This window comes from Streptomyces africanus (genome assembly GCF_030816955.1).
Classification (GTDB): domain Bacteria; phylum Actinomycetota; class Actinomycetes; order Streptomycetales; family Streptomycetaceae; genus Streptomyces; species Streptomyces africanus.
Genome location: NZ_JAUSYP010000001.1, coordinates 7,511,399 through 7,531,686, shown reverse-complemented (window position 1 = coordinate 7,531,686; position 20,288 = coordinate 7,511,399). Strand labels below are relative to the sequence as shown.

The 20,288-nt window shown below is 72.8% G+C and carries 19 protein-coding genes and 1 pseudogene; 8 read left to right on the top strand and 12 right to left on the bottom strand.

Annotated elements, in window-relative coordinates:
- From gnd to QF034_RS34560, 3 genes are read left to right on the top strand one after another with little or no spacing between them, the layout of a single operon-like run.
- Window positions 1-885: a phosphogluconate dehydrogenase (NAD(+)-dependent, decarboxylating) gene (gnd, locus tag QF034_RS34570; RefSeq protein ID WP_307178609.1), complete on the top strand. Its 885-nt coding sequence runs from the start codon at window positions 1-3 to the stop codon at window positions 883-885.
- A 4-nt stretch (window positions 886-889) separates the two neighbouring features.
- Entirely contained in the window at window positions 890-1,477 is a 588-nt protein-coding gene (locus QF034_RS34565) for a histidine phosphatase family protein (protein WP_307178608.1), read from the top strand.
- 59 nt (window positions 1,478-1,536) lie between these two features.
- The gene (locus QF034_RS34560) at window positions 1,537-3,003 is read left to right on the top strand and encodes a membrane-associated oxidoreductase (protein ID WP_307178607.1); all 1,467 of its coding nucleotides are present in this window, start codon (window positions 1,537-1,539) and stop codon (window positions 3,001-3,003) included.
- Here QF034_RS34560 and QF034_RS34555 read toward each other — a convergent pair.
- Both QF034_RS34555 and QF034_RS34550 read right to left on the bottom strand, forming a co-directional pair.
- Window positions 2,990-4,786 carry a bifunctional sugar phosphate isomerase/epimerase/4-hydroxyphenylpyruvate dioxygenase family protein gene (locus QF034_RS34555; protein ID WP_307178606.1) on the bottom strand — a complete coding sequence of 599 codons (1,797 nt, stop codon included), beginning with the start codon at window positions 4,784-4,786 and terminating at the stop codon, window positions 2,990-2,992. The two genes, QF034_RS34560 and QF034_RS34555, sit on opposite strands and share 14 nt — an antisense overlap.
- A gap of 14 nt (window positions 4,787-4,800) precedes the next feature.
- Window positions 4,801-5,676: a shikimate dehydrogenase gene (locus QF034_RS34550; protein WP_307178605.1), complete on the bottom strand. Its 876-nt coding sequence runs from the start codon at window positions 5,674-5,676 to the stop codon at window positions 4,801-4,803.
- Window positions 5,677-5,817: 141 nt separating this feature from the next.
- On the opposite strand from QF034_RS34550, the gene QF034_RS34545 reads away from it, so the two are divergent.
- Together QF034_RS34545 and QF034_RS34540 are read left to right on the top strand one after the other, a co-directional pair.
- Window positions 5,818-6,489: a TetR/AcrR family transcriptional regulator gene (locus tag QF034_RS34545; RefSeq protein ID WP_086560197.1), complete on the top strand. Its 672-nt coding sequence runs from the start codon at window positions 5,818-5,820 to the stop codon at window positions 6,487-6,489.
- A gap of 187 nt (window positions 6,490-6,676) precedes the next feature.
- Window positions 6,677-8,035, top strand: a complete 1,359-nt coding sequence (locus QF034_RS34540; protein WP_307178604.1) for an MFS transporter — start codon at window positions 6,677-6,679, stop codon at window positions 8,033-8,035.
- A gap of 49 nt (window positions 8,036-8,084) precedes the next feature.
- On the opposite strand, the gene QF034_RS34535 is transcribed toward QF034_RS34540, so the two are convergent.
- Entirely contained in the window at window positions 8,085-8,495 is a 411-nt protein-coding gene (locus QF034_RS34535; RefSeq protein WP_307178603.1) for a VOC family protein, read from the bottom strand.
- 246 nt (window positions 8,496-8,741) lie between these two features.
- On the opposite strand from QF034_RS34535, the gene QF034_RS34530 reads away from it, so the two are divergent.
- Window positions 8,742-9,974 carry a serine hydrolase domain-containing protein gene (locus QF034_RS34530; RefSeq protein ID WP_307178602.1) on the top strand — a complete coding sequence of 411 codons (1,233 nt, stop codon included), beginning with the start codon at window positions 8,742-8,744 and terminating at the stop codon, window positions 9,972-9,974.
- A gap of 6 nt (window positions 9,975-9,980) precedes the next feature.
- Here the strand turns inward: QF034_RS34530 and QF034_RS34525 are convergent, their stop codons facing one another.
- From QF034_RS34525 to ribA, 3 genes are all read right to left on the bottom strand, one after another.
- A complete protein-coding gene (locus tag QF034_RS34525; protein WP_307178601.1) occupies window positions 9,981-11,138 on the bottom strand; it encodes a saccharopine dehydrogenase family protein in 1,158 nt (385 codons plus the stop codon).
- On the bottom strand, window positions 11,128-12,189 hold the full coding sequence (locus QF034_RS34520) for a saccharopine dehydrogenase (RefSeq protein ID WP_307178600.1): 1,062 nt from the start codon (window positions 12,187-12,189) through the stop codon (window positions 11,128-11,130). Before QF034_RS34520 ends, QF034_RS34525 begins: the two co-directional genes overlap by 11 nt.
- Window positions 12,190-12,336: 147 nt before the next feature.
- Window positions 12,337-12,996 (bottom strand): GTP cyclohydrolase II, encoded by a 660-nt coding sequence (gene ribA / locus QF034_RS34515; RefSeq protein WP_307178599.1) that lies wholly within the window; start codon window positions 12,994-12,996, stop codon window positions 12,337-12,339.
- A 41-nt stretch (window positions 12,997-13,037) separates the two neighbouring features.
- Here ribA and QF034_RS34510 point away from each other — a divergent pair.
- Window positions 13,038-13,760 (top strand): annotated as a pseudogene (locus tag QF034_RS34510) (creatininase family protein); the annotation flags it as partial.
- Here the strand turns inward: QF034_RS34510 and QF034_RS34505 are convergent.
- From QF034_RS34505 to QF034_RS34485, 5 genes are all read right to left on the bottom strand, one after another.
- Window positions 13,643-14,953: a lysylphosphatidylglycerol synthase transmembrane domain-containing protein gene (locus QF034_RS34505; protein WP_307178598.1), complete on the bottom strand. Its 1,311-nt coding sequence runs from the start codon at window positions 14,951-14,953 to the stop codon at window positions 13,643-13,645. The pseudogene QF034_RS34510 and the gene QF034_RS34505 sit on opposite strands and share 118 nt — an antisense overlap.
- A complete protein-coding gene (locus tag QF034_RS34500; protein ID WP_370880978.1) occupies window positions 14,950-16,056 on the bottom strand; it encodes a class I SAM-dependent methyltransferase in 1,107 nt (368 codons plus the stop codon). The genes QF034_RS34505 and QF034_RS34500 overlap by 4 nt, the downstream gene beginning before the upstream one ends.
- Window positions 16,057-16,265: 209 nt before the next feature.
- Window positions 16,266-17,471 carry a glycosyltransferase family 4 protein gene (locus QF034_RS34495; RefSeq protein ID WP_307178597.1) on the bottom strand — a complete coding sequence of 402 codons (1,206 nt, stop codon included), beginning with the start codon at window positions 17,469-17,471 and terminating at the stop codon, window positions 16,266-16,268.
- Window positions 17,468-17,866 (bottom strand): 6-pyruvoyl trahydropterin synthase family protein, encoded by a 399-nt coding sequence (locus QF034_RS34490; protein WP_243378660.1) that lies wholly within the window; start codon window positions 17,864-17,866, stop codon window positions 17,468-17,470. The genes QF034_RS34495 and QF034_RS34490 overlap by 4 nt, the downstream gene beginning before the upstream one ends.
- 138 nt (window positions 17,867-18,004) lie before the next feature.
- Window positions 18,005-18,985 carry a zinc-dependent alcohol dehydrogenase gene (locus tag QF034_RS34485; protein ID WP_307178596.1) on the bottom strand — a complete coding sequence of 327 codons (981 nt, stop codon included), beginning with the start codon at window positions 18,983-18,985 and terminating at the stop codon, window positions 18,005-18,007.
- Window positions 18,986-19,093: 108 nt separating this feature from the next.
- Here QF034_RS34485 and QF034_RS34480 point away from each other — a divergent pair, with 108 nt between their 5' ends.
- The gene (locus tag QF034_RS34480) at window positions 19,094-19,855 is read left to right on the top strand and encodes a CDP-alcohol phosphatidyltransferase family protein (RefSeq protein ID WP_307178595.1); all 762 of its coding nucleotides are present in this window, start codon (window positions 19,094-19,096) and stop codon (window positions 19,853-19,855) included.
- 12 nt (window positions 19,856-19,867) lie between these two features.
- Here the strand turns inward: QF034_RS34480 and QF034_RS34475 are convergent, their stop codons facing one another.
- Window positions 19,868-20,251 carry a winged helix-turn-helix transcriptional regulator gene (locus QF034_RS34475; RefSeq protein WP_307178594.1) on the bottom strand — a complete coding sequence of 128 codons (384 nt, stop codon included), beginning with the start codon at window positions 20,249-20,251 and terminating at the stop codon, window positions 19,868-19,870.
- Window positions 20,252-20,288: the final 37 nt, after the last annotated feature.

Here is a 20,288-nt window from a genome sequence, read left to right as displayed (position 1 = left end):
ATGCAGATCGGTCTTGTGGGTCTCGGCAAGATGGGCGGCAACATGCGCGAGCGCCTGCGCAACGCCGGCCACACCGTCATCGGCTACGACACCAACCCGGACAAGTCCGACGTAACGAGTCTGGCCGACCTCGTCGACCAGCTGGAGGCGCCGCGCACGGTCTGGGTCATGGTCCCGGCCGGCGACCCCACCCAGCACGTCATCGACCGTCTGGCGGACCTCCTCAAGCCGTACGACACGGTGGTCGACGGCGGCAACTCCCGCTGGACGGACGACGAGAAGCACGCCGAGGAGCTGAGCAAGCGCGGCATCGGCTTCGTCGACGCGGGTGTCTCGGGCGGCGTGTGGGGCCTGAAGAACGGCTACGCCCTGATGGTCGGCGGCGAGAAGGAGTACGTCGACCGGCTGCGGCCGATCTTCGAGGCGCTCAAGCCGGAGGGCCCGTACGGCTTCGTCCACGCGGGCAGCGTGGGCGCCGGGCACTTCGCGAAGATGGTCCACAACGGCATCGAGTACGCGATGATGCAGGCCTACGCCGAGGGCTGGGAGCTGCTGGAGGCCGTGAACTCCGTGGACAACGTCCGCGAGGTGTTCCGCTCCTGGCAGGACGGCACGGTCATCCGCTCCTGGCTGCTGGACCTCGCGGTCAACGCGCTCGACGAGGACGAGCACCTGGAGGGCCTGCGGGGCTACGCCCAGGACTCCGGCGAGGGACGCTGGACCGTGGAGGCCGCGATCGACAACTCCGTGCCGCTGCCCGCGATCACCGCCTCCCTCTTCTCCCGGTTCGCCTCCCGGCAGGACGACTCCCCGCAGATGAAGATGATCGCGGCGCTGCGCAACCAGTTCGGCGGGCATGCCGTCGAGTCCGCGAAGAAGGCGTAGCACTGTGGGAGATCTGCTGCTGGTCCGCCACGGCGAGACGGAGTGGAGCCGGAGCGGACAGCACACCAGCTTCACGGACCTGCCCCTCACCCCGAACGGTGAGGAGCAGGCCAAGTCGCTGGCTCCGCTCCTGGCGGGCCGTTCCTTCGCACTGGTCCTCACCAGCCCGCTCGGCCGTGCGGTGCGCACCGCCGAACTCGCGGGCCTGACGGGGGCCGTGCGGGACGCGGACCTGCACGAGTGGTACTACGGCGCCTACGAGGGCGTCACCAGCGAGGAGATACACCGCACCCGCCCCGACTGGGACCTGTGGACCGACGGGGGCCCGCCCGGCCCCGACGGCAAGCCGGGCGAGTCCCCCGAGGAGGTCGGCGAGCGCGCCGACCGGGTGCTGTCCCGGGTGGCCGACGCGCTGCCCCAGGGCGATGTGCTGCTGGTGGCGCACGGCCACTTCCTCCGCGTCCTGACGGCTCGCCGGCTGGGCCTGCCGCCGTCGGAGGGGCGGCTGTTCCGGCTGGAGACGGGCACGGTCAGCCGGCTGTCGACCGAGCACGGGCGGCCCGTGATCGCGGAGTGGAACGTCAGGGCGTAACCGGCCCCGGCCGGAGGTGAGTTGACAGCCTCCGGCCGGGCGCGTCAGAGTCCCCGTCGATGCAGATCGACGACATGACGCCTGCCGAGGAGCGGGTGTGGCGGGCCTTTCCGCGCGGGGACGACGTGGACTTCCGGGGGCCGACGGACGAGGACCCGGCGCGGGGCGCGGACTGGGGACCCGAACGGACCGTACGGGCGGCCGTGGTGCGGGCCCTGCTGCTGAGCGCCCCGCAGGAGGACGGGGAGACGGCCGCCCTCCGGCTGGCGGGCGCGCGGATCACGGGCGTGCTGGACCTCAAGTACTCAGAGGTCGACCACGCCGTGCGCCTCAGCGACTGCTACTTCGAGGACGTCCCCGTCCTGTACGGGGCGCGGCTGCGGCAGCTGAACCTGCGCGACTCCGTCCTGCCCGGGCTGGACGCCGCCACCCTCCGCGTGGACGGCGTGCTGCGCATGTCGGACTGCCTGTTCGAGGGGCCTGTCCGGCTCGGCGGGGCGCAGATCTCCGGCGCGCTTTTCATGGACAGGGCCGAGATCGACGAACGGCCCACCGATCAGCCGGCGCTCCAGCTCAACCACGTGACCATCGGCGACGGTCTGTCGGCGCAGGACCTGCGCACCCGCGGCGAGGTGCGCCTGACGGGTGCCTCGATCGCCGGGACGATCGTCCTCAACCAGGCGCGGCTGGAAGCCGGTACCGGTGAGGCCGCCCTCGACGCGGAGACGCTCACGGTGGAGGGCGACGTCCTGCTGCGCGACGTGGACGTCCTCGGCTGGATCGGCCTGCGCGGCGCCCGGATCGCGGGCCGCCTCGACCTCTCCCACGCGCGGCTGGCGAACCCCGGTGACACGGCGCTGCGCGCCAGCAGCTGCACGGTGGGAGAACTCTGGCTGCGCAGGAGCCCGCCCATGACGGGCACCCTCAACCTGCGCCGCGCCCAGCTGGACGTCCTGTTCCTCGAACCGGACGTGGTCCCCGGGGAGGTCCTGCTCAACAGTCTCGTCTACACCTCCCTCACCCCGCACGAGCCCGCCGAGCGGCGCCTGGCGATGCTGGAGCGGGACCGGGAGGGCTATGTCCCGCACGCCTACGAGCAGTTGACCGCGGCCTACCGCCGGATCGGTGACGACGACGCCGCCCGCGTCGTCCAGCTCGCCAAGCAGCGCCGCCGCCGCGGCACCCTGCCGTGGTACGGCCGGTTGTGGGGCTACGTCCAGGACGCGGCCGTCGGCTACGGCTTCCGGCCCCTGCGCGCCGCCGGCTGGCTGGTGTCGCTGCTGGTGATCGGCTCTCTGGCCTACGCACTGCACCACCCTGAGCCGCTGAAGGCGGACGAGGCCCCGCAGTTCAACCCGGTGTTCTACACGCTCGACCTGCTTCTGCCGGTGATCTCCTTCGGGCAGGAGGGCGCGTTCGCCCCCACCGACGGGTACCAGTGGCTCTCCTACGCCCTGGTGCTCACGGGCTGGATCCTCGCCACGACGGTCGTCACCGGCATCACCCGGTCGGTCAGCCGCCAGTGAGCGCCCGAGCCGTGTGCTGTGCCGCCAGCCGGACGGGGGCGTTCGGGGCACCGTAGCCCCGGTAGCCGTCGTCGCGCTGGACCAGTTCGAAGAAGACGCGGCCGACGGTGCGCGTGTAGCAGTGGCGGAAGACGCCGTGGGCGTCGCGGTCGTAGAGGATGCCCAGGTCGCGGTAGGTCTCCAGCTCGCCGTCGGCGAACTCGAAGCGGGCGGCGAGATCGTCGTAGTAGTTCGCCGGGACGGGCAGCAGAGCGCCGCCGGCCTCCCGGAAGCGGCGGGCCGAGGCGACCACGTCGTCGGTGGCCAGGGCGATGTGCTGGGCGTGGACGGTGTCGTCCGTGGGCGCGGCGCCGACGGTGAGGGCGATCCGAACGCTGCCGTCGGCGTTGGTCACGGCACGGCTGCGCAGCAGGCCGTAGGGGTCGGCGACGTCCACGCTCTCCTGGGCGTGCAGGCCGAGCACCCCGTGGTGGAAGAGGGCCGCCTCGTCGAAGTGGTGCCAGGGCTGGGTGAGGGCGAGATGGTCGATTCCCCGGACATTCGCGGACGTGGGTGCCGGGGCGGTGTCCTCGAAGTCGGCCCGCCAGTCGGGCAGGCCCGGACGGCCCGTGGCGCAGAAGAAGAGCTCCGTGCCGTCGGGGGCGGCGACCGCGTCGAGCGGGGCGTCCTCGGGTGCCCGGCGGCGCGGCAGGACGGGAGCCAGCAGCGCCTCGGCCCGCCGGGCCGCCGCGGCCGGATCCGGTGACTCCAGCCCGATCGCGGCGAGCTGGGCGCCGTCGCGGCGGACCGCCGGCCCGGTGTTGACGAGGATCCGGGCGTCCCCCTGCTCCCACAGGGCGACGGGCTTGCCGCGATGACGGGCGGTGCGGGCGAAGCCCAGGGCTCCGAGCAGGACGGTGAGGGGTTCGGCGTCGGGCGTGACCAGCTCGGCGAAGGCGACGCCGGTGGGGACGACGGGCTCGGGCAGGGCGGCCCGGCCCACCGTCTCCTGGAGGACCAGCAGGGAACGCCGGGCGTCGACGGCGGTCGGACCGGCCTCGGCCTGGCGGAAGACGTCGTTGAAGACCTCCAGGGAGAGCGGCCCGTCGTAGCCGGCGCGCAGCACGTGCCGCACCAGACCGGCGATGTCGAAGCCGCCCTGGCCGGGGAAGCAGCGGTAGTGGCGGCTCCACTGGAGGACGTCCATGGCGAGCAGCGGGGCGTCGGCGAGCTGGAGGAAGAAGATCTTCTCGCCGGGGATGTCCTCGATGCCCTTGGGGTCCGAGCCGCGCGAGAGGATGTGAAAGCTGTCCAGGCAGGTGCCGAGGGCGGGATGCCCGGCCGACTCGACGATGCGCCAGGCGTGGTCGTACGTGCTGACGTGCCGCCCCCAGGCGAGCGCCTCGTAGGCCACCCGGATGCCGAACTCCTGGGCCATGCCGGCGAGCCGGCTCAGCTGCTCGGCGGCGAGGGCGTCGTCGTCCAGGGCCCGCGGGGAGACGCTGGAGCAGACGAGGACCGTGTCGGCGCCGAGCCTGCGCATCAGCTCGAACTTGTGCCGGGCCCGCCGCAGGTTCCGGGCGAACTCGTCCTCGGGGACGGCCTCGATGTCCCGCATCGGCTGGTACAGGTCGACGGTGAGGCCGAGGTCGGCACAGCGGGCGCGGATCTCCTCGGGGGTGAGGGGACTGGCCAGCAGGTCGTTCTCGAAGATCTCCACCCCGTCGAAACCGGCCCGGGCGGCGGCCGTGAGCTTCTCGGTGAGGGACCCGCTGAGGGAGACGGTGGCGATGGACGTACGCACGTCGGTACCTCTTTCTAGTTGCGTGCCCCGACGGCTCCGGCCAGTTCGGTCAGGTCCGCCAGCATCCGCGCGGCGTCGGGTTCCCGGCCGGTGAACAGGCGGAACGCGTCGGCGGCCTGGAAGGCGGCCATGCCGCCGCCGTCGAGCGTGGCGCAGCCCAGCGCGCGGGCGGTGCGCAGCAGTTCGGTCTCCAGCGGGCGGTAGACCACCTCGGCGACCCACAGCCCGGGGTGGAGCAGTTCGGCGGGCAGGGGCAGGCCGGGGTGGGCCGCCATGCCGGTGGGCGTGGCGTGGACGATGCCGTCGGCGTGCGCGAGGAGCCGCGCCTGCCGGTCCGGGGGCGCGGCGGCCGCACGGCCCGGGCCGAAGGCGCGGTTCAGGGAGTCGGCCAGGGTGGCGGCCCGTTCGGGCAGGGCGTCGACGACGGTGACCCGCTCGGCGCCGAGGGTGAGCGTGGCGTGCGCGACGGCCGCGCCCGCGCCGCCGGCGCCCAGCTGCACGACCCGCTCCAGCCGCGCGTCGGGCAGCCCGCGTGCGAAGGACGCGGCGAAACCGGTGACGTCCGTGTTGTGGCCGACCGCGCGGCCGTCCTCGAAGACCACGGTGTTGACCGCGCCCAGCGCCTCGGCCTGCGGGGCGAGTGCGTCCAGGTGCTCGATGACGAGCTGCTTGCAGGGGTGCGTGATGTTGAGCCCGTCGAACCCGAGGTCGCGGGCGGCCCGCACCAGATCGCCCACCGCCTCGGGCGGCACCCCGAGCGGGTCGATGTCGATCAGCCGGTACAGCAGGCGCAGGCCCTGCCGGTCGCCCTCCCGCTCGTGCAGCGCCGGGCTGAGTGACGGGCCGATGCCGGAACCGATCAGTCCGACCAGATACGAGTCCTTGGGCACACGGGCCTCCCGAGCGGCTCACTAATGTACGAACTAGTACGTTAGCTATATCAGCCGAGCTCGACCACGGGAAGCCCCCGGCGGGACGAGGCCCCTGCTCCTAGAATCACCGGCACCGGCCCCTCCGCCCGAAGGAACCTGATGACCAGCGTCGAAGAACCGGCACGCCCTGGCGAGCGCGAGCGCGTCCGTGACGCCGCCCGCACCCAGGCCGAGATCCTCGACGTCGCCACGCAGGAGTTCGCCCGGGCCGGCTATGACGGGGCCCGCGTGGACGAGATCGCCGCCCGCACCCGCACCACGAAGCGGATGATCTACTACTACTTCGGTGGCAAGGAACAGCTGTTCACGGCCGTGCTGGAACGGGCCTACGGTGTGATCCGGGAGGCCGAGCAGCAACTCGACGTCGAGCACCTGGACCCGGTGGCGGCCATCCGGCGGCTGGCCGAGGTGACCTTCGACCACCACGAGCAGCACCCGGACTTCATCCGCCTGGTCAGCATCGAGAACATCCACGAGGCGCAGCACATCGCCGCCTCGGAGAAGCTGGGGCGGATCGGCTCCCCCGCCCTGGACGTGATCCGCCGCATCCTGGAGGAAGGCCGCAGGTCAGGGCTGTTCACGGCGGACGTCGACGCCGTCGACCTGCACGCGATGATCTCCTCCTTCTGCTTCTTCCGGGTCTCCAACCGGCACACCTTCGGCGCGCTGTTCGGCCGCGACCTGGTCGCCCCGGCGCAGCGCGCGCACTACCGCACGATGCTGGGCGACATGGTGATCGCCTATCTGACGGCGGAGCGCGCGGCGGATTGAACGCCCGGCACCGAAGGCCCGGCGCACGACCCCTTGACACCGACGGCACACGGGCGCAGCATCCCTAGCCACCGCCTACTAACTACCCAGTGGGTTAATTAGAGCCGCGATCCGGCACTTCCCCTTCCCCCCTTCGCTCGTCCCTCTGTTCACTCCGCCTAGGGTGGAGCCCCCCAAAGGAGCCGCCGTGTCCGTCCCCGCCATGCCCCGAGGGGCCGCAGCCCCGCCCGGTCAGCCCAGGAAAGCCGCGACCGCCGCCTGGATCGGCAGCGCGCTGGAGTACTACGACTTCTTCATCTACGGCAGCGCCGCCGCGCTGATCTTCCCCGAGGTGTTCTTCGACGAGTCCGACCCGGCCACCGCGACCCTGCTGTCGCTGGCCACGTTCGGTGTCGCGTACGCCGCCCGCCCGGTCGGCGCCCTGGTGCTCGGGCACTTCGGCGACAAGCTCGGCCGCAAGAAGATCATGGTCTTCACGCTGATGCTGATGGGCCTGTCGACGTTCCTCATCGGCTGTCTGCCGACCCGGGACCAGGTCGGCACGCTCGCCCCGGTGCTGCTCGTGCTGTGCCGGGTGCTCCAGGGCATCTCGGCGGCGGGCGAACAGGCCAGCGCCAACTCCATGACGCTGGAGCACGCGCCGCCGGACCGGCGCGGCTTCTTCACCAGCTTCACCCTCAGCGGCACGCAGGGCGGCCAGCTGCTGGCCACGCTGGTCTTCATCCCGGTCGCCGCGCTGCCCGAGGACCAGCTGCTGTCCTGGGGCTGGCGGCTGCCGTTCTGGCTGAGCGTCGTGGTCGCCGTCGTCGGCTGGGTCATCCGGCGCAGGCTGGACGAGACCCCGGCCTTCTCCCAGCAGGCCGCCGAGGAGGGCGTCGTCAAGCTGCCGCTGGTCGTGCTGCTGCGCGAGCACTGGGCGGACGTGCTGCGGGTGATCGCGGGCGCGCTCATCGCCTCGGTCAGCACCATCTTCACGGTGTGGGCATTGGCGTACGCCACGAGCGACGCGGTCGGCATGTCACGTACCGCCATGCTGTGGGTGGGGGCCCTGGCCAACGTCGTGGCGCTCGCGGCGATCCCGCTGTGGGCCACGCTGTCCGACCGGATCGGCCGCCGCCCGGTGTACCTGATCGGCGCGGCCGGCAGCGCGGTGACGATGTTCCTGTACCTGTGGGCCGTCTCCACGGGCTCGTACCTGCTGACGTTCCTGCTGGGCATCCTCTGCTTCGGCGTGGTCTACAGCGCCGCGAACGGTGTGTGGCCCGCCTTCTACGGCGAGATGTTCACGACCCGGGTCCGGCTGTCCGGCGTGGCCATCGGCACGCAGATCGGCTTCGCCGCGGCCGGCTTCGCGGTGACGTTCGCCGCGCGGATCGCTGGACCGGGCGGTGACGACTGGTCGGCGGTGGCCCTGTTCACGGCGGCCCTGTGCGTGCCGCCGGTCATCGCCGCGCTGTCGGCCCGCGAGACGCACCGGGTTCCGACGGAGGCACTGGGGGAACGCCCGGCGCGGGCGACCGCGGAGCCGGAGAAGGTGACGGCCTGAGCCCGCAAGCCACTCCCCGCCGGGTCCTCGCGGGCCCGGCGGGGTCTCGTCAGCTGTTGGACCAGGCCCGGCGGCACAGCACCAGGCGATAGCCGTCGGGGTCCTCGATGGTGACGCCCCATTCGTTCCAGTAGGGGTTGGGGGAGGTGACCCGCTTGCCGCCGTGTCGCTCCAGGCGGGCGATCAGGTCGTCCGGGACCGGGTCGTCGGCGTAGACGACCAGCAGATCCTCCTCGGTCGGGCGGGGCTCCACCGGCCGGGCGGCCTCGTGCACGAGCTCCAGATGCCAGTCGGCGTCGGGCCAGCCGAGCATCAGCAGGTCGTGGTGGCCCGGTTGGGAGCCGCCCTCGGACCGCCACACGACACTCAGCCCGAGTCCCTCGCGCCAGAACCGCTCGGCCGCCGCGAGATCGCGGGAGGGACGGGCGATCCGGATGTGGCTGCGACCGTTCACGGGCATGGCGACCTCTTCTCGTGGCAGTCCTGGTCCGCGGCGGCGGTCCGCCTCGCAGCCTAGGGAGCCGGCCCCCGCCTGGCATCGGCCATCGGTCCTGGGCCCCGGAACCCAGGCCTTGGTGTGCACGAAACGGATCAGGTCGCCGTTCCCGGCGTGATCACGCATGGTTCCTGCACGAGGATGGGGTCTGAGGCGGTCCGGTCGGGGTATGCCGGATCTCACCTCGACGAGCGCGACGGAGGACGATCGATGGCACAGCTGCGACAAGATGTCGACCCGGGTGAGGCCGGACTGGATCCGGAGGCGCTGGGCCGCCTGGACCGGCACTTCGCGGGTCTCGTCGAGGAGGGCCGGCTGCCGGGCTTCCTCGTGTCCGTCGCGCGCGGCGGACGCGTCGCCCACCTCACGACGCACGGCCTGCGCGACATCGCGGCCCGGCAGCCCGTCGAGCCGGACACGCTGTGGCGGGTCTACTCCATGACGAAACCGGTCACCGCGGTCGCCGCGCTGCTGCTGGTCGAGGAGGGCCGGCTGTCGCTGGACGACCCGGTCGCCGACCATCTGCCGGCCTTCGCCGACCCCCGGGTCTACGTCGAGGGCTCCGGGGCCGACGTCAGAACCCGCCCGGCCACCGGCCCGATACTCGTCCGGCACCTGATGACCCACACCTCGGGCCTGACCTTCGCCTTCTACCACACCCACCCGGTGGACGCCCTGTACCGCGAGGCCGGTCTGGAGTCGTCGGTACGGCCGGGCGCGGACCTGGCCGAGACCATCGAGGAGTACGCGCGCCTGCCGTTGCAGTTCGAGCCGGGCACGCAGTGGAACTACTCGGTGGCGAGCAACGTCCTGGGCCGGATCATCGAGGTCGTGTCTGGGCAGCCGCTCGACGTGTTCTGCGCCGAGCGGATCTTCCGTCCGCTCGGCATGACGGACGCGGGGTTCCACGTCTCGGACGAACAGGCGCCCCGGCTGTCCGAGATGTACGGGGAGAAGGAGGGCGGCGGCATCGAGCGGATCGCCGGGCTGCCGCTGCGGGGCGGCCGGCCGCGGTTCCTGTCCGGCAGCGGCGGCATGGTGGCCTCCGCCCACGACTACCACCGCTTCATGGAGGTGCTGCGCCGCCGGGGCGAGCTCGACGGCGTCCGGCTGCTCGCCCCTGGGACGGTCGACCTGATGACCCGCAACCACCTGCCCGGCGGCGCCGATCTGCGTGCCTTCGGCAGCCGCCCGGCCCACGACGAGCCCGGCAACGAGGGGGTCGGCTTCGGGCTCAACGTCTCCGTGGTGATCGACCCGTCCCGCACCCAGGCGCCCTCCGGGCTCGGCGCCTACGGCTGGAGCGGCGTGGCCACGACGACGTTCTGGGTCGACCCGGGCCGCGACCTGACGGTGCAGTTCATGACGCAGGTGCGGCCCAGGACGTCCCACACGGTGTTCCGCGACCTCAAGAGGTTCGTCCACGAGGCCGTGTCGGGCTGACCTGCTCTACTGGTCGACGCGGAGTGCGAACTCGACGCCGTCCCGGGCGAGTTCGCTCAGCCACTGCTCGGACCGGGCCGCCGTCCCGGCGGCCCGGTTCAGGCCCGGCGGCAGCGAGCCGTCCAGGACGTGGCGCACTCCCAGGGCAAGGGTGCGCGAGACGCAGCGGGCCATCGCACTCTCCCGCGCGTCGCCCACCAGGTCCAGGAGGTAGCCGCCCGCCCAGGTCCGTCCGGCCCCGGCCCGGACGTCCAGCGACACGGCGAGGACGACCCGGTCGCGGTCGTCGTCCGTGGTGGGGTAGGCGGCGGCCAACTCGTGGGCCAGGGCGGTGATCCGGGCGTCGTCGCCCCTCTTCAGCTCCTCGAAGACGCCGTCCCAGGCGCGCAGCCAGCCCTCCAGGCGCAGGGTGCCGCGTACGAACGTGCGCGGTGTCCAGGCCTGAGGCAGTCCGTACTGCGCGACGAACGGGACGCTGTCGCGGTTGGGGTAGACCTCGAAGGTCTCCCCGTCGACGACGTGCCGCCGGGTCGCCTCCCACGGGCGGTCGGCGACCGTCTCGGCGCCGCCCTCGATGTAACGGGCCGGGGAGCGCAGGGCGCCCAGGACCCCCGCCGGTGCCCAGCTGAAGCAGTACGTGAAGTCGTTCGGGACGGCCGGGACGCCGCCGCAGTACGACGTGAGGGTGTACGAGGCGGGCGTCTCGTCGCCGATGGTCTCCCGGGCCCGTGCGACGAGGGCGTGGGCGAAGAGGTGGTCGATGCCCGGGTCGAGCCCGGCCTCGGTGAGGACGACGACCCCGGCCTTCTCCGCGGCGGGCACCTGGTCGAGGACCGCCGGGGACACATAGCTGGAGCAGGCGAAGTGCGCGCCGAGCCGGACGCACGCGGCGAGCAGCGGCGCGTGCTCCGGCGCGGGCAGCATGGACACCACGACGTCCCCGGGCGCCAGTTCGGCGGCGAGGGCGGGCAGAGTGTAGGCGCGGGGCTCGGCCCGTCCGGCGAGGCCCAGCCGGCCGAGGGCGTCGGCCGCGCGGCTCTCGGTGCGGTGCCAGAGCCGTACGCGCTCGGCGGTGTCGCACAGCGCGGCCAGGCCGCTGCCCGTGGACAGACCGGCGCCGATCCAGTGGACGGTGCCGCTCGCGCACAACAGGTCAGTGGTCAAGGATCTCCCCCTGGTCGAGGCCGTGTTCACGGCAGGCCTGACGGAACCGCTCCAGACAGCGTCCCCAGGGCCCGGTGACGCCGAAGTCGAGCAGGTGGGGCAGGAGGGCGGCGGAGAAGTCGGCGCTGGACTCCAGCGGCAGCAGGGAGGGCAGGTTGTCGATGGCGATCAGGTCGAGCGGGGGCTGCGCGCGCAGCCGGCGGACGGGCTCGTCCCAGTCGGTGGTCTCGTCGTACACCGGGAGGACGTTGAGCGGGGAGCCGACGTCGCACGTCACGTCGCACAGGGTGCGCAGGCGGCGCTCGGGGGTGTCGAGGTCCTGCTCGCGGAGGAAGGGCGGGACCGGGCTGGTGGCGAGCACCGCGTTCACCATCACGTCGTGCTCCAGCAGGGCGCGGCGGTCCAGGTCGCGGGTCTCGGCGAGGTCCCAGCACGTCGGATCCGTACCGGCGGTGGCGAAGGCCGTGCGGGCACCGCGGCCGCTGCGTCCCAGGGCACCGATGACCAGGCCGGTGAACTCGGCGTCGTCCGCGGCGGGCTTCAGCGTCTCGTCCAGTGCCGCCTTCGTCGTGGGCGTGAGCGGTGCCCGCAGCCGGCCGCGGTGCTGGAGCACCGCGAGGGCCGCGCCCAGGTAGCCGGCCCAGAACCCGAACGCGGCCAGGCGCCGCCCGGTGTCGTCGACCAGGTACTCCAGGTCGAACAACGCCCCGCCCCCGGCGGCGAACCGGCGCAGCAGGCCGGCCGCCCCGGGCTGTCCCTTGTAGGCGTGGCCGAAGAAGATGTGCCGGTGGGTCAGTTCGGCCGGCTGGTCGGGCAGTTCCTTCAGGCCGAGCACGACGGCGTCCGGCGGGGCCGACACCCAGGAGCCCGCGGGCGCGACACGGCAGCCGGCCGCCTCGTACTCCTCGACCGGGAAGACCCGCTGCGGAGAGTCTTCGACGGTCAGTGCCACTCCGTTCTCGACGAGCCGCCGGGCGTCGTCGGGCACGACCGGCGTGCGTCGCTCGGTCGTTCGGGCCTCGTGGCGCAGCCACAGATGGAGCTCGGTCATACCGGGTGGGCCTCCGGACGTGCGGCGCCGGCCGCCGACAGCCGACGCTCAAGGGCGGACGTCCACGAAGCGTACGCGGCCCATCGGCAGGTCGCGTACGCATGCGCCCAGGTCACGTCCAGGGGCACCCGAACCTGCCCCCGCGTCTCAGGAGGAGCTGACCACCGCGTCGAGGTGGGGCAGGTGGTGGTCGAGACGCTCCCGCTTGGTCCGCAGATAGGTGATGTTGTTCTCGCACGGCGGTATCAGCAGGGGCACCTGCTCGGCGACCTCGATGCCGTGGTTCACCAGCGCCTCGCGCTTGCGCGGGTTGTTGGACATCAGGCGGACGGACCTGACGCCCAGGTCCTCCAGGATCCGGGCGGCCACGCCGTAGTCCCGGGCGTCCACCGGCAGGCCGAGGGCGAGGTTGGCCTCGACGGTGTCCAGACCCTCCGCCTGGAGGGCCATCGCGCGCAGCTTCGCGAGCAGGCCGATGCCGCGGCCTTCATGCCCTCTGAGGTAGACCACGACACCGGCGCCCTCGGCGACGACCGCGCGCAGGGCGGCGTCGAGCTGGTCGCCGCACTCGCAGTGCTGGGAGCCGAAGGCGTCGCCGGTCAGGCACTCCGAGTGCAGCCGGATGAGCACGTCGTCCGTGCCGAGGTCGCCGTAGACCAGCGCCACTTGTTCGTCGCCGCGGTCGTGGTCCAGGTAGCCGACCGCCTGGAATTTCCCGTACACGGTGGGCAAGGGCGCATTCACGACGCGTTCCACGCCGGTCCGCTGCGGTGACTTCTTGCCGAGTACGCCAATTTTTTCTGTCATGATTCTCGAGTTCCTAAGCAGAGACGAAAGGCCGTGACGTTATGAGTGACTTGGTGCCGGCGGACACCACGGAAGACGTACGGACGCGGGGCGCCGGTGTCTCACGGCAGGTCGCGGTGCTTCCCGTGGGGAGCTTCGAGCAGCACGGTCCGTATCTCCCGCTGGCGACCGACACGCTCGTCGCCTGTGCCGTCGCGCGGGAGATAGCCGGCGCGTACCCGGTGCACCTCCTTCCTCCGGTGACGATCTCGTGCTCGCACGAGCACGCGGCCTGGCCGGGGACCGTGAGCATCTCCTCGGTGACCCTTCATGCGGTGGTACGGGACATAGCGGCTTCGCTGAGCCGGTCCGGCGTCGACGCCCTGGTGGTGGTCAACGGGCACGGCGGAAACTACGTACTGGGCAACGTCGTTCAGGAATCCTCCGCCCGCGGCGAGCGGATGGCGCTGTTCCCGGCCGCGGAGGACTGGGAGGCGGCGCGGGAGCGGGCGGGTGTGGTCGCCTCGCTGCTCACCGACATGCACGCGGGGGAAATAGAGACCTCCATCCTTCTGCACGCTCATCCCGAAATGCTCCGACCCGGTTATGAGACATCCGATTTTGTCGCTGACGACCGGCGTCATCTGCTCACCCTCGGCATGTCCGGCTACACCGATTCCGGTGTCATCGGCCGTCCTTCGCTGGGTTCGGCGGAAAAGGGGAAGGAACTCCTGGCGAGCCTGGCGGATTCCTTCGGGGCGTATTTCTCGCTGCTGACCTCCGACGGGTAGCCGGGCACGGTCGCGGGACCGGGTCCAGGGTCCGGTGAGGCGGACCGGGACCCGGCACGCAGGCCCGCGTACCAGCGGGCGACCAGCACGATCAGGCCGGGCAGGCTCGCCACGAGGCTGAGCACGCCGTAGACGACCGCGACGGCGAGTCCCCGGCCGGCGCCCAGGCCCGCGGCGCCGAACGCCCAGGCGGTGACGCCCTCCCTCGGTCCCCAGCCGCCGACGTTCAGCGGCAGGCCCATGGCCAGCAGCGCGAGGACCGCCAGCGGCACCAGTACGGCCACGGAGGCGGCGGCTCCGGCGACGCGGGCGGCGAGGACGAACATGGCGACGTAGCCTGCCAGGACGACCGCGGAGGAGACGACGACTCCGGGCCCGTTGCGGCGGGACAGCAGCCCCTCACGGGCCTCGGCGAGCACGGCGCGCAGCGCCCGGCCCCGGCGGGAGGGTGCCGCGCGGTTCATCCGCAGGGCGAGGACGACGGCGACCGCGCCGAGTGCGGCCAGGACCGCGAGCGGGGCGATGTGCCGGGCCCGGTCCAGCACCGGGGACGGCATGGTCAGCAGGACCACGGCACCGACGGCGAACAACGCGATCTGTCCGGCGGCCCGTTCGAGGACGACGGCCTTCACGCCCCGCCGCACGTCCCCCTCGCTCTGGCCGTGCCGTACCGCCCGGTGCACGTCGCCGAGCACACCGCCGGGCAGCGCGGCGTTCAGGAACAACGCCCGGTAGTAGTCGGCGACGGCCGGCCCGAACGGCAGCCGGATCATGAGGCTCCGGGCCACGAGCGCCCAGCGCCACGCGCTGAACACGGTGGTGACGAGGCCGATCCCGAGCGCGAGCAGCACCGACACGGCGTCGATCCGGCCCAGCCCGTCCAGGAAGACGCCGGTGCCCAGCCGCCACAGCAGCACGCCGAGGATGACGACGCCGGCGACGGTGCCGAGATGCGTACGGACCTTGGGGGAGCCGAGGCGGGCGAGGGCGGTACGGACCGGGCGACGGGGAGACGAAACGGCGTCGGTGTCGGCCGTGTCGCCGCAGGGGGTGGCCGGCTCAGTGGACGGACCCGGGGCACCGCCGGTTTCCGGCGGCCACTGCGCGTCGACGGGCGCCGGCCGCTCGCACACGGCCGTCGGCGCACCCCGCGGCACCGCCGTCGTTCCCGTCGCCTGCGGGCTCATGACGCTCCGCCCGCCGGGCGGTTCAGAGCCAGGAGATCGGTGTGGTGGACGGTGACGCGCAACCGGCCTGCGGCGCAGGCGGCCAGGCGTTCGGCCAGGTACGCGTCGGCGCGGGCGCGCAGGTCGGGGCGCTGCTCGACGGCGGCGCCGACCCAGCCGCGCAGCCACTGCTCGGTGAGCGCGGCCTGCGCGGGGCCGAGCCGCCAGGGACTCGGATGCAGCCGGACCGTCGCGCCGTGCTCGGAGAACGCCTCGGTCGCCGCCGTCACCGCGTCGGGGCCGAGCAGACCGTCCCGGCGCTGGTGGTCGTTGAACGCCTGGGCGATCTCGGAGTCCAGCGGGTGGGACGGCGTCAGCTCCACGCGGCCGGCGACGGACAGCGTCAGCAGGGCGGGGCAGCCGGCTCCGGCGCAGGCGGCGGCGAGGGCGTCGATCTCCTCGCGGGTGAGGACGTCCAGCAGTGCGGACGCCGTCACCAGGGACGCGCCGTGCAGGGCGTCCGCGGTGAGGCGGGCGACGTCACCGCGCCGCGTCTCCACGGTGACCCGGCTGCCGTCGGCGGCGGAGCGCGGGGAGGCGACGGCGGCGAAGTGCAGCAGATAGGGGTCGCGGTCGTGCAGGATCCAGTGCTGCGCGCCGTCCAGGCAGGGGGCGAGCCAGCGGCCCATCGAGCCGGTACCGCACCCGAGGTCGTGGATGACGACCCCGCCGGACTTGCCCGGCAGGTTGGCGAGCCGGATGCGCAGGGGGTCGAGCAGATCGTGCGCCCGCGCGGCGGCATCGGCCGGCTCCCGCAACTCCAGCCACTCGGGCGCGTAACGGGGCGGATCGTCCGGGCCCGCCTCACGCAGTTTCACGGTGGGCCGCGCACCGGGATTCCCACTGGGGCCGGCCCCCGGGATGACCGCGTCCGCGGCCTGCCCCGGCCCGGGCCGGCCACTGCGGGTCGAGCCGGCGACCACGGCGTCCACCGCCCCGGCAGACTGCCCACCGGGGCCCACCCCCGGAGCCACGGCGTCCGCCGACCGGACGGCCTGCCCGCCGGGGCCCACGCCCGGCACCACCGTGCCCGCCGTCCGGGCCGACTGCCCACCGGAACCCATACCCGGTACCACCGCGCCCGCCGACCAGGCAGACGGCACGCCGGGGCCCACGCCCGGAGCAACGGCGTCCGCCGGCCGGGCCGACAGGGCAGGCTCGGGCTTCCCGTCCGGGCCCTCGCCCGGAATCATGCCGTTCATCGACTCGGCGGCCTCCCTCGGTCCGGGCTGGGCCGGGATCGTCCCGTTCTGCTGGGTCGTCACCGGGTTCGTCATGCGGCCCTCCGGGGGTCGGTCGGGAGCCGGCGCAGTACCGCCGCCAGGCTCTGTGCGGTCGCCGCCCAGCCGCCGAGGGCGGCGCGGCGGCTGCGGGCGGCGCCCTTGAGGCGACGCCGTACGTCCGCCTCGCCGAACCAGCAGCGCAGCTCCGCGGCGATGGCGGCCGGGTTCTCCGGCGGGACGAGGATGCCGGGCACCCCGCCGTCGGGGGCGCGGCCGACCGCCTCGGGCAGTCCGCCGACGTCCGTGGCCATGACCGGGATGCCGCGCGCCAGGGCCTCGGTCACGGCCATGCCGTACGTCTCGGCGTAGGAGGTGAGGACCATCAGGTCGGCGGTGGCGTAACTGGCGTCCAGCGCGGCGCCCGTCTGCGCTCCCGCCAGCTCCAGCCGGTCCTGAAGGCCGTGCTCGGCGATGAGGGACCGCAGATGGGCGACGTACTCCGGGTCCTGGGTGAGGCTGCCGACGCACACGCAGCTCCACGGCAGCTCGGCTACCGTGGCCAGCGCTTCGACCAGCCGGTGCTGTCCCTTGCGCGGGGTCACGGCGGCCACGCACAGCAGCCGTGAGACACCGTCGGTGCCGGGCGCGAGCGGCGCGATGTCGGCGCCGGGGGCGGCGACGTGCACCCGCTCGGGGGGAAGGCCGTGGTGGGCGACCAGACGGCGGACCGCCCAGTCGCTGGTAGCGACCACCGCCGGCACCGCCCGCAGCACCGCCCGCTCCTTGGCGTCGAGTTCCGCGGCCACGGCCGGGTCGAGCCCGGTCTCGTCGCCGAGCGGGAGATGGACGAGGACGACCATGCGCAACCGTTCCGCCTCCGGCACGACGATCTCCGGGACGCCGCAGGCGACCAGCCCGTCGAGCAGGACGACGGCACCGTCGGGCAAGCCGCTCAGGGCGCGGGCGAGTTCCGTACGGGCCGCCGCCCCGGGCCGTGGCCAGTCACCGGCCACGGCGTGCTTGGTCACCTGCCAGCCGAAGCCGGGCAGGTCCAGGCACACACGCCGGTCGTAGGCGTTGCCGCCGCTCGGCGTCGCCGGATCGTCGACGCCACCCGGCAGCACGAAGTGCACGGTGCGCAGGGACATGGGGATGATCTCGGCGTTCTTCAGGGTGGCGTGCTGCACGGGAACATAATTCAGCCGCGCGGGCACCGGTCCGGTCTGCCCGGGCCGTTCGATCGTCGTGTCGGTCACAGCGCACGCTCGTAACTCGCCCAGGCGATGTGCGACTCGTGCAGGGTGACGGTCAGACCCGCGATGCCCTTGGCGCCCTCGCCCAGCGCGCCCTTGTGGATGCGCTCGGCGAGCCGGTCGGCGATGACCTTGGCGAGGAACTCCGTGGAGGTGTTGACCCCGGCGAAGTCGGGCTCGTTGTCGAGGTTGCGGTAGTTCAGCTCGCTGACCACCGCCCCGAGTTCCTGGGTCGCCAGGCCGATGTCGACGACGATGTTGTCGTCATCCAGCTGTTCGCGCCGGAACGTGGCGTCCACGAGGAACGTGGCCCCGTGCAGGCGCTGCGCCGGTCCGAAGACCTCGCCACGGAAGCTGTGGGCGATCATGATGTGATCGCGGACGGTGATGCTGAACAACGGACGACCCTCCAGGTGCGGCGCGTCTGCTCCCCCGCTCCAGGTGCCGGGGATACCGTGTATTACGGCTCCTTCCCTTCCCCTGTTCAGCCTCCGGTACGTCTTTTCTCAGGTCAGGCGCTCTCGTCTTCTCTCAGGTCAGGCGCTTTCGTCGTAGCGGACGCGGTGGCACAGGGCGGGGATCTCGCCGGAGGCGAGCTTCGGCAGCACGTCCGGCAGGTCCTCGAAGGCGGACTCGCCGGTGACGAGGGCGTCGAGGGCCGGGTCGGCGAGCAGGTCGAGGGCGAGGGCGAGCCGGTCGGCGTAGGTGCGGTTCGGCCGGGCCGGGGAGACGGTGCCGACCTGGCTGGAGCGGATGACGAGGCGCCGGGAGTGGAAGGCCTCGCCGAGCGGCACGCTCACCTGCCGGTCGCCGTACCAGCTCAGTTCGAGCACGGTCCCTTCGGCGCTGAGGAGTTCCAGGGACCGGGCGAGGCCCTGCTCGGTGGCGCTGGCGTGGACGACCAGGTCGCACTCACCGAGGGCGTCCTGCGGGGAGGCGAAGCCGACGCCCAGGGCCTTGGCGATGTCCGCCCGGCCCGGGTCGGCGTCGACCAACTGGACCCGGACGCCGGGGAACCGGGCGAGCAGCGCGGCCACCGAGGAGCCGACCATGCCCCCGCCGACCACGGCGATCCGGTCGCCGACCAGGGGCGCGGCGTCCCACAGGGCGTTGACGGCGGTCTCCACGGTCCCCGCGAGCACGGCCCGTTCGGCCGGCACGGTGTCCGGTACGGGTGTGACGGCGCTCGCCGGGACGACGTAGCGGGTCTGGTGCGGGTAGAGGCAGAACACCGTACGGCCGACGAGGGTCTCGGGCCCCTCCTCCACCACGCCGACGTTGAGGTAGCCGTACTTCACCGGGCCCGGGAAGTCGCCCTCCTGGAACGGCGCCCGCATGGCCTTGTGCTGACTCGCGGGAACGCCGCCGCGGAACACCAGCGTCTCCGTGCCCCGGCTCACGCCGGAGAACAGCGTGCGGACCAGCACCTCGCCCTCACCGGGGTCCGGCAGACTGACGTCCCGGATGCCGCCTCGCCCGGGCGAGTCGATCCAGAACGCGCGTCCGGTGTTCTTCATCGAAGTCCTCCTGAACGATCGGGAAGCGGCTTGCGTACCGAGGGGTGCACAGGCCGCGCACAAGGTAGCGGCGTTGATCGACTCTGTCACACGGCCGGAGGGTGTTCGGTGGCCCTGAACAACACTTACGACGCGAGGCTCGTACAGCAGGAGACCGCCGTGGGGGCGGGAGCGCAGATCCTTCTGCTGGCCCTGATCGGTACGGCGATCGGGATGGGCCCGGCGGGCTGGCTGACCGGCCTCGCGTTCGCGATCGCCACCTGGGCGGTGCTCTCCCGGGCCCTGCACCGCTCCCGGTTGCGGTCCTTCGGCGCGGCGAACCGGGTCACCCTCGGCCGGGCCACCCTCGTCGGCGGGGTCACCGCGCTGGTCGCGGACTCCTTCCAGAGCTCGCCGCCCGTCTCGCTGTTCATCGGCCTGACGGCGGTGGCCCTGATCCTCGACGGCGTCGACGGCAAGGTCGCCCGCCGCACCGGCACCTCGACGCCGCTGGGCGCGCGCTTCGACATGGAGGTCGACGCGTTCCTGATCCTGGTGCTGAGCGTGTACGTGTCGATGCAACTGGGCCCGTGGGTGCTGCTCATCGGCGGGATGCGGTACGTCTTCGTCGCCGCCGCCCGGGTCTGGCCCTGGCTGACCGCCGCCCTCCCGCCGAGCACCGCCCGCAAGACGGTCGCGGCGCTCCAGGGCGTGCTGCTCCTGCTGTCGGGCGCCGACCTGCTGCCGTACGCGGCCAACTTCGGGGTCGCGGCCCTGGCCCTGGGCCTGCTGGTGTGGTCGTTCGGACGGGACGTGCTGTGGCTGTACCGGGCCTCGCGGGTCGAGAAGGTGCCGGCCCCTCGGCAGGTGCGGGAGCTGGTCGCGGGCTGACGCCCCGGCCGGTCAGGCGTCGAACCGGCCGCGCGCCGACTCGATGTGCCCGAGGTACTGGTGGGTCCAGCCGCAGATCAGGTCGACCGTGGCGCGCAGGGCCCGGCCCGGTTCGGTGAGCGTGTACTCGACCTTCGGCGGCACGGTGGGGTGCACCTTTCGGTCGACCAGGCCGTTGCGCTCCAGCATCCGCAGGTTCTGCGTGAGCATCTTGTGGCTGACGCCCTCGACCTCGTTACGCAACTCGCTGAAGCGCAGGGTGCGTTCACCGAGGGCCTCGATGATCAGCAGCGCCCACTTGTTGGCCACGTCCGAGAAGATCTCCCGTGCCAGGGAGTCGGCCCGCCGCAGGTCCGCGTTCTCCGGCAGGTCGTCCCTCACCTGCTTGGTCACCATCTGGTTCCCCAGTCACTGAAAAGTGCGTTCTTCCAGG